This is a genomic window from Amaricoccus sp. (assembly GCF_017993425.1).
In the GTDB taxonomy this organism is placed as follows: Bacteria; Pseudomonadota; Alphaproteobacteria; order Rhodobacterales; family Rhodobacteraceae; genus Amaricoccus.
Window position 1 is genome coordinate 24,364 of record NZ_JAGOMQ010000044.1, and the last position, 6,017, is coordinate 30,380.

The 6,017-nt window shown below is 76.2% G+C and carries 4 protein-coding genes; all 4 read left to right on the forward strand.

Annotated features, from left to right (window positions below; all coding sequences use genetic code 11):
- Positions 1 to 513 precede the first annotated feature (513 nt).
- From KBB57_RS16900 to KBB57_RS16915, 4 genes are read left to right on the forward strand one after another with little or no spacing between them, the layout of a single operon-like run.
- On the forward strand, positions 514 to 1,764 hold the full coding sequence (locus KBB57_RS16900) for a sarcosine oxidase subunit beta family protein (protein ID WP_290752681.1): 1,251 nt from the start codon (positions 514 to 516) through the stop codon (positions 1,762 to 1,764).
- Entirely contained in the window at positions 1,764 to 2,207 is a 444-nt protein-coding gene (locus tag KBB57_RS20150; protein WP_367272714.1) for a sarcosine oxidase subunit delta, read from the forward strand. Before KBB57_RS16900 ends, KBB57_RS20150 begins: the two co-directional genes overlap by 1 nt.
- Positions 2,204 to 5,143, forward strand: a complete 2,940-nt coding sequence (locus KBB57_RS16910) for a sarcosine oxidase subunit alpha family protein (RefSeq protein ID WP_290752682.1) — start codon at positions 2,204 to 2,206, stop codon at positions 5,141 to 5,143. Before KBB57_RS20150 ends, KBB57_RS16910 begins: the two co-directional genes overlap by 4 nt.
- On the forward strand, positions 5,136 to 5,693 hold the full coding sequence (locus KBB57_RS16915; RefSeq protein WP_290752685.1) for a sarcosine oxidase subunit gamma family protein: 558 nt from the start codon (positions 5,136 to 5,138) through the stop codon (positions 5,691 to 5,693). Before KBB57_RS16910 ends, KBB57_RS16915 begins: the two co-directional genes overlap by 8 nt.
- Positions 5,694 to 6,017 lie beyond the last annotated feature (324 nt).

The following is a 6,017-nucleotide window of genomic DNA, read 5'->3' on the forward strand; positions in this document are numbered from 1 at the left end:
TAAGCAACAGGCCCGGCTCGGGCGGAGCGCCCCGGCGCGGCGCCCCGCGGGCGGGCGGATGGTCGAGGATCGGCAACCCGTCGATCCGCCGCGCGACGCCGAGAAACCCGCCCGGCGGAAGGACCGGGCGCAGGCGGCGCCCGCGCGCATCGCGGCGGCCCGCTCCGGGGGAGGGCGGCGCCGCGATTCCGAGCGCGGCGGCCGCGCCGGTCGCCTTCGTGCCTCGCGGGGCCCGCTCCGGGGGGAGCGGCGGTGCTTTCGCGAGGGGGCTGCGTGCGGGCGGCGTCCGCCCGGGCGCCCGCGCGCATAGCGCCGGGCCCGCTCCCGGGGGAAGGGCGCTTTCGCGAGTGGGCCGGAGCGCGCGGGCGGGAGGCCGCCCCGGCCGCCTTGGCGCTTCGCGCGGGGCCTGGCTCCTGGGGAAGGGCGCGCTTCCGCGAGGGGGGCGGGCGTGCGGGCGTCCGGCCGGGCAGGTCGGGCCTTGCGGAGGGCGGGGCGAGGCGGTTTGCTGGGGGCATGCGCTACTCGGCCGTCTCGATCCTGAAGAACGCGCTCCGGGGCGACCGGCTCTGGGCGCCGGCCTGGCGCGACCCGGCGCCGGAGGCGGCCTATGACGTCGTGGTCATCGGCGGCGGCGGGCATGGGCTGGCGACCGCGTATTATCTTGCGCGCAACCACGGGATCACGCGCGTCGCGGTGCTGGAGCGGGGGCTGCTCGGGCAGGGGAACGTCGGGCGCAACACCACGATCGTGCGGGCGAACTACCTGCTGCGCGGCAACTCGGAGTTCTACTCGCATTCGCTGAGGCTCTGGGAGGGGCTGGAGCAGGAGCTGAACTACAACGTGATGATGTCGCAGCGCGGCGTGCTCAACCTCTGCCATTCCGACGGGCAGCGCGACGCCTTCGCGCGGCGGGGGAACCAGATCCGGATGCAGGGCGACGATGCGGAGCTGCTCGACCGCGAGGGGGTGCGGCGGGTGGCGCCGTTCCTGAACTTCGACGACGCGCGGTTTCCGATCCAGGGCGGGCTCTGGCAGCGGCGGGCCGGGACGGCGCGGCACGACGCGGTGGCCTGGGGCTATGCGCGGGCGGCGGACGCCCGCGGCGTGGACCTGATCCAGAACTGCGAGGTGACCGGGATCCGGGTGGAGAACGGCCGGGTGCGCGGGGTGGAGACGACGCGGGGGCCGATCGCCGCGGGCAAGGTCGCCATCGTGGCGGCGGGGCGGTCGAGCCAGGTGGCGGCTATGGCGGGGCTGCGGCTGCCGATCGAGAGCCACGTGTTGCAGGCCTTCGTCACCGAGGGGCTGAAGCCGGTGCTGCCGGGGGTGGTCACCTTCGGCATGGGGCATTTCTACATCAGCCAGTCGGACAAGGGCGGGCTGGTCTTTGGCGGCGATCTCGACTTCTACAATTCCTATGCGGCGCGGGGGAACCTGCCGATGGTCGAGCACGTGATGGAGGCGGGCATGGCGCTGATGCCGATGATCGGCAAGGCGCGGCTGCTCAGGAGCTGGGGGGGCATCATGGACATGAGCCCGGACGGCTCGCCGATCATCGACCGGACGCCGGTCGAGGGGCTCTTCCTCAACGCCGGCTGGTGCTACGGCGGGTTCAAGGCGACGCCGGCCTCGGGCTGGTGCCTCGCGCACCTGATGGCGACGGGGCGGCCGCATCCGGCGGCGCTGAGGCTCCGGCTCGACCGCTTCGCTTCCGGCCTTGTCCTCGACGAAGAGGGCACGGGCGCGCAGCACAACCTGCACTGATGCGGATCGCGTGCCCCCTCTGCGGCGAGCGCGACCTGCGCGAGTTCACCTATCGCGGGGCGGCGGTGCTGCTCGACCGGCCGGAGGTCGGGGATGCGGCGGCGTTCGACGCCTACCTGCACCTGCGCGACAACCCGGCCGGGCCGAACGCGGAGCTGTGGCATCACGCCTTCGGCTGCCGGGCGTGGCTGCGGGTGGTGCGGGACACGCGGAGCCATGCGATCCGCGAGGTGGGGCTGGCGCGGGAGGCGCGGGCCGTGTCCGCCGCCGGCGTGGCGGTCGGCGCCGCCACCGGCGCTGCCGCCGAGGGCGGGGCTGTCGGCGCGGCCACAGACGCCGGTGTCATCGCCGGCGGGGCTGTCGGCGCCGCGACGGACGCGGATGTCGGCGCCGCTGCGCCGGAGGCGGAGCGGGGCGGGAGCACGGGCGGGGGCGGGGCATGAGGCTGGCGGGCGGGGGGCTCGTCGACCGCGGCAGCCGGCTGGAGCTGCGCTTCGACGGGGCGCGGGTGGTGGCGCATCCGGGCGACACGCTCGCCTCGGCGCTGGTGGCGAACGACGTGCGGCTGGTGGGGCGGAGCTTCAAGTATCACCGGCCGCGGGGGATCGTCGCGGCGGGGCCGGAGGAGCCGAACGCGCTGGTGACGGTCGGCGCCGGGGCGCATCGGGCCCCGAACCTGCGGGCGACCGAGGTGGAGGCCTTCGACGGACTCGTGGCGGCGAGCCAGAACGCCTGGCCGTCGCTGCGCTACGACTTCCTGGCGATCAACGACAGGCTCGCGCCGCTCCTGTCGGCGGGGTTCTACTACAAGACCTTCATGTGGCCGCCGGCGTTCTGGGAGCGGCTCTACGAGCCGCTGATCCGGCGGGCGGCCGGGCTCGGGGCGCTGTCGGGGGCGGCGGACCCGGACCGGAGCGAGAAGGCCTTCGCCTTCGCCGATCTGCTGGTGATCGGGGCGGGGCCGGCCGGGTTGATGGCGGCGCTGGTCGCGGGGCGGGCGGGGGCGCGGGTGATCCTCGCGGACGAGGACTTCCGGCTCGGCGGCCGGCTCAACGCCGAGCGGATGGAGGTGGGCGGGCGGCCGGCGCCGTTCTGGGCGGAGGGCGTCGTCGCGGAGCTGGCGGCGCTGCCGAGCGTGCGGCTGATGCCGCGGACCTCGGTGATCGGGGCCTATGACGGCGGGACCTTCGGCGCGGTGGAGCGGGTGAGCCGGCATCTGGCGGCCCCGCCCGCCCATGCGCCGCTCGACACGTTCTGGCGGATCGCGGCGCGGCGGGCGATCCTCGCCGCGGGGGCGATCGAGCGGCCGGTGGCGTTTCCCGGCAACGACCGGCCGGGGGTGATGACCGCGGGAGCGGTGCGCGCCTACCTGAACCGCTGGGCGGCGGCGCCGGGGCGGCGGGCGGTGGTGTTCACGGGCAACGACGACGGCTGGCGCACTGCGCGCGACCTGGCGGCGGCCGGGGTGGAGGTCGCGGCGCTGGTCGACGCGCGGCCGGGCGTGGCGGCGCCGGAGGGGCCGTGGCGGCTGGCGACGGGGGCGGTGGTGACCGGGACGCGGGGCCGGATCGGGCTCTCCGCGGTGCGGGTGCGCGACGCGGCCGGGGAGCGGTGGGTGGACGCCGACCTGCTGGCGGTGTCGGGGGGGTGGAGCCCGTCCGTGCATCTCGCCTGCCATACGGGCGCGCGGCCGGTCTGGGACGAAGGCATCGCCGCCTTCGCGCCGCCTGGGGACGGCGTGCCGGGGATGGCGGCGGCCGGGGCGGCGGCGGGGGCGTTCTCGACGCGGGCGGCGCTGGCCGGCGGGGCGGCGGCGGCGGCGGCGGCGCTCGCGGACCTGGGGTTTGCGGTTCCTGCGGCGGATCTGCCGGAGGCGGAGGACGGCCCGGTGGCGGTCACGCCGCTCTGGCAGGTCGCCGGGGCGGAGGGGCGGGCCTGGGTCGACCTGCAGAACGACGTGACGACGAAGGACGTGGCGCTGGCGGCGCGGGAGGCGTTTCGCGCGGCCGAGCACATGAAGCGCTACACCACGCATGGCATGGCGACCGACCAGGGCAAGCTCGGCGGGCTCCTCGGGGTGGCGGCGCTGGCGGAGGCGACCGGGCGGAGCGTGGCGGAGACCGGGGTGACGACGTTCCGGCCGCCCTGGACGCCGGTCCCGATCGCGGCGCTCGGCGCCGGCGGGCAGGGGCAGGGGCTCGCGCCGGAGCGGCTGACGCCGGCGCATGGCGCGATCGTGGCGCGCGGCGCGCCGCAGATCGAGGCGGGGCTGTGGCGGCGGCCGGCGTATTTTCCGGCGGCGGGGGAGGCGACGTGGCGGGAGGCCTGCGACCGCGAGGCGCGGATGGTGCGCGCGGCGGTCGGGGTCTGCGACGTGTCGACGCTCGGCAAGATCGACGTGCAGGGGCCGGACGCGCCGGCGTTCCTCGACCGGGTCTATGCGAGCACGATGTCGTCGCTGGCGGTCGGCCGGGTGCGCTACGGGCTGATGCTGCGCGAGGACGGCTTCGTCATGGACGACGGGACAGTGGCGCGGCTCGGGCCGGCGCATTTCCTGGTGACCACGACGACTGCGGCGGCGGGCGAGGCGATGGCGCATCTCGAGTTCGCGCGGCAATGCCTGTGGCCGGGGATGGACGTCGGCTTCGCCTCGGTCACCGACCACTGGGCGCAGGTCGCCGTCGCCGGGCCGCGGGCGCGGGAGGTGGCGAACGCGGTCCTCGACACGGCGGTGGACGATGCGGGGTTTCCCTACATGGCCTGCGGGCCGGTCTCCGTCGGGGGCGTGGCGGGGCGGCTCTTCCGCATCTCGTTCTCGGGCGAGCACGCCTACGAGGTGGCGGTCCCGGCGCGGTTCGGGGAGGCGCTCTTCGAGCGGCTCGTCGCCGGGGCGGAGGCGCGGGGCGGCGGGCCCTACGGGCTCGAGGCGCTGAACGTGCTCCGGATCGAGAAGGGCTATCTCACCCATGCCGAGCTGCACGGCCGCACCACCGCCGACGACCTCGGGCTGGCGCGCATGGTCGTGGCGGGCAAGGACTGCATCGGCAAGACCGCGGCGGCGCGGCCCGGGTTGTCGGGGCCGGGACGCGAGCAGCTGGTCGGGCTGCGGGCGCTGGAGCCGGGCGGGCGGCTGGCGGCCGGGGCGCACCTGGTGCTGCCGCGGGCGCACGCCACGCCGGCGAACGACCACGGCTACCTGACCTCGGCCTGCTTCTCGCCGGCGCTCGGCCGCGACATCGCGCTCGGCTTCCTGCGGGACGGCCGGGCGCGGGCGGGCGAGGTGGTCCGCGCCGTCTGCCTGCTGCGCGGGCTCGACACGCCGGCGGAGGTGGTGCCGCTGCCGTTCGTCGATCCGGAGGGAGGGCGGCTCCGTGGCTGAGCTGGCGTCGGGGGACGCGCCGGGCATGGCCGGGCTGCCGCTCGCCGTCGGCGGCGCGACGCTGGCGGCGCTGCCGGAGGCGGCGATGGCGGAGATCCTGCCGTTCCGCGACGGGGCGGCCGCCGTGGCGGCGGCGCTCGGGGCGGCCTTGCCGGCGCCGGGGCGCGCGACGGCGCTCGGCGACGGCTCGACGCTGGCCTGGCTCGGGCTCGACCGCTGGCTGCTGCGTGGCCCGGCCGCGGCGGGGCTCGCCGGCCGGCTCGGCGGCGCGGCGGCGGTGATCGACCAGTCTGACGGCTGGATCGCGCTGTCGCTGGCCGGGCCGGCGGCGGCGGGCGTGCTGGCGCGGCTGCTGCCGCTCGACCTCGCGCCGGAGGCCTTCCCGCCCGACGCCGCCTGCCGCAGCGCGCTCCGCCACGTGCCCTGCCTCGTGCTCGGCGCGGCGGCGGGCTTCGGGATCCTCGCGCCGCGGTCCTACGGGGCGAGCGTCATCTCGGAGCTCGCCGAGGCGATGCGGTCGGTGGCCGCGCGGGCGGCGATCGGCGGCTGAGCCTCCGCCCGGCCGAGCCGGGCAGTCCGCTCCGGCGTCCTGAATTGCGCCGTGTCTTGTATTATGCCGTGGGATCGACAGGCCCGGGCGTAGCGATGCCGGTCGCGGCAGGGCAGGCGCGGATCGCACAAGGCAAGATCATGGGAGTGTTCGGAAGATTTCTGAATTTGCGCGCGAATATATTTCGAAATATTTTGAAGAGACCCCTGCGAAACTCGTTGATTCCCTTGGAGATCCCGATGGGTTAGGATCTCGGGATGAGAGAGAGCTTCGCGACGCAACCCGCCCTTTTCGCCGGCCCCGAGCTGCTGGATCACCCCGCGC